At 70.5% G+C, this 2,797-nt stretch carries 1 protein-coding gene; it reads left to right on the forward strand.

Annotated elements, in window-relative coordinates:
- The first annotated feature begins 1,669 nt into the window (after window positions 1-1,669).
- Complete coding sequence (locus ACZ7RU_RS36995) at window positions 1,670-2,485, forward strand: AfsR/SARP family transcriptional regulator (RefSeq protein WP_470345395.1); 816 nt, start codon at window positions 1,670-1,672, stop codon at window positions 2,483-2,485.
- Window positions 2,486-2,797: the final 312 nt, after the last annotated feature.

A 2,797-nucleotide genomic window follows, 5' to 3' on the forward strand; every position in this document is an offset into this window, starting at 1 on the left:
TGCCCCCTCCGCGCCGACGGGGGACGGGGCCGAAGCCCCTGCCGGTAGCACCTTGTTCCGGAACACTCGCGCGCCTTTCCACCTGGACATCGTCGAGGGCATCGGTCGCCCGTCGTACCGACGTTAGGGCCGCGTGCGGTGTCCGCGCCTCAGGACTGTCCCTGATTTCAACCCTGAGGAACCCCTGACAAGATCAGGGTCCGCCGGGCGGCGCCGGCGCCCGCGGCGAGCCACCGGTGGCCCGGCCGGCGCGGTCGGCACGGGTGGTGACGACGCGTCGGCTCCCGCGGGCACGCCTCGGCGCGGGCGGCGTCGCCGACGGGGACGTGATGAGGGCGGTCCTGGTTCAGCTGAGACCTGCGGGTCCGTGATGGGTGGACGCGTCGGCCGGCCGATTGCCGCGCCCTTTCCGCTCCGGGCCGGCGCACCGTATCCGGAATGCATGCTCGTACACGGTCCATCCAGTCGCGCGACCTCCCGCCGTACACCTTCTACGGGTTTCCTCGGCGCCCGAATTCGGAGGTGCCGAACCGGTCGGTTCGCAATCAGCGACCGCCGTGAAGTCGTGGGGGCGCCGATTCCCTCTCGATTCGAAACGCGAGCGCGGCTCGAATCGTGGCCCGCGAACGTGTTCGGCGATGATCCCGGTATTTCCGCTGCCGCTTCCGGCGGCGATTCCTTCGACCTGGCGGGGATTCGATCCACGCGGACCGGGGCATCGCCAGAATCCGGGTGAGGGCCGCCGGCGAGTTCCGTTTTCGCCGCTGTCCGATTCGCTGCTGTCCGAGCGGCGGCTGGAGTCATGGTGCGCGGTCTCCGCGATGCACCGGATCCTGCGGGGTGGGGGCAGCCGGGGTGGGTGCGCCTCGCCGCGGTCGCTCATCGCGACGGTTCGGTGACGCGGAGGCCGCGCACGGCCGGGGGCGCGATCGTCGCAGGCCGCGCGGCTACCGCTCGGTGGTCCGCCCGTGACCGTGGGCGGACCGGCACAGTCGCCGCATGGGCGGTCGCGGGGATCGGCCGGCCCGCGGACGGTGCCCGGCGGCCCGGCGGCCGCACTCGGCCTCCGTTGCCCCGCAACCGATCTGACGGATGGTCGGAAGCCCGCCGACCGGACCCAGGGGGGGCTTGTTCCGTGGCCGGGGTGCCGACCCGCACGGGCCGACTGAATTGACGAGGCCGCGCCAACCTTCCTGATTTGGCGTGCGCACATCACGTCATTCCCGTGCGGGAGCGGAGTCCCGGCGACATTGCCCCGCGCGCTTCCGAGGGGGACGGATTTCACCTCGGCTGTGATGTAGTGCAGTGTTACGCTCGACCGCCAGTTGACTTACCGCGGCATCAGGGAAAAGACTGCCCGATGTCCGAAGTTTGAGACTTCATCAGGCGGTTTGTTCTGTTGAAGCTTCGCCTCGGCGTTCGTGGTACCTGCGTCCGACTCGCAGGGCCGCGCTCCCCGTCAAGTGTCCGGAGGTGGCCGCGGTCGGGGGAGTCGTCAAGCGGGACATCCATAGACAAATGAGATCACAGGGGGACTCATGTCAGGATCGCGGGCAGCCATGCCCAGTGTCAGGATTTTGTCGGCGTCCAGGGAGGTAAGCATCCCCTCCCGCGGCCCGCTGGGTGACCGGTGATGGCGATGGAAGGTGCCGACGTTCAGGGTCCCGTCGTGGGCGAAGAGGTGCAGATCCGCATCCTGGGCCCGATCCGCGCCGTCATCGGCGGCCAGGAGGACGCCCTGGGCGGCGTCAAGCAGCGAACGATGCTGGCCGCGCTCCTGCTGGCCAACGGGAGGCCGCTGTCCGACACCCAGATGACCCGTCTGCTGTGGGACTGGGAGCCGCCCAGCACCGTCGGGGCGCAGATCCACACGTACGCCTCCAGGCTGCGCAAGCGCCTCGGCGCACTCGTCCCGATCACCCGCCTGCGCTCGAGCTACCGGATCGACATGAGCCATGTCTGGTGCGATCACGTGGAGTTCGAGGCCCTGGCCCGGGCCGGGCAGAACGCGTTGGACGGCGGGCAGTGGGCTCGGGCGGCCGAGCTGTTCGGCCGGGCGCTGGACCTGTGGGACGGGGAGGCCCTGGCCGACGGCACCAAGTGGTTGGCCGATACCGAGGGGCCGGCCTGGGAGGAGCGGCGGCGCGCCGTCCACGAGTCCCGGATCGAGGCCGACCTGGCGCTCGGCAGGCACCGTGAGCTGATCGCGGAGCTCACCGGCCTGGTGGCGGCTTACCCGCTGCAGGAACGATTCCGCGCGCACTTGATGGTCGCGCTCTCCCGGTCGGCCCGCCAGGCCGAGGCGGTCAGCCTGTTCAACGAGGGGCGGCGGCTGCTGGTGGACGAGCTGGGGGTCGATCCCAGCCCGGTCCTCACCAACACCTACCAGGAGATCCTCACCGGGGAGATCGTCCGGATCCCCGCCCGGACGAGGCCGGTGGCGCCCGTGCTCCGCGGCATCCCGGTGCTGGGCGGCGTGGCCTGACCGGTGACCCGGTGCCACCGTCCGACCGTGGGGGCTGCTTGGCCGTCCACGGTCGGACGAGGACGAACGACCGGGGGCGGGCAGGGGTGCGATCCCGGTTCGGCTGTGGTCGCGGTCACTTCGCGTCCGGCTCGGAGCCCCCGTATCGAGGGACTATAGGGCGACCTCCTAGAAGTAAGCAGGAGAGCGTTTGGCGGCGTCCACGGAGAGCATCCGCACGTCAGCCCGCCCAGGAGTTCCGAGAGGGTCGAGGCCTTGCTGAGCAGAATCACAAACCGTAACCACGGTGAACGGGAGCGTGACGCACGCTCG

The organism is Kitasatospora sp. NPDC114501 (genome assembly GCF_055633695.1).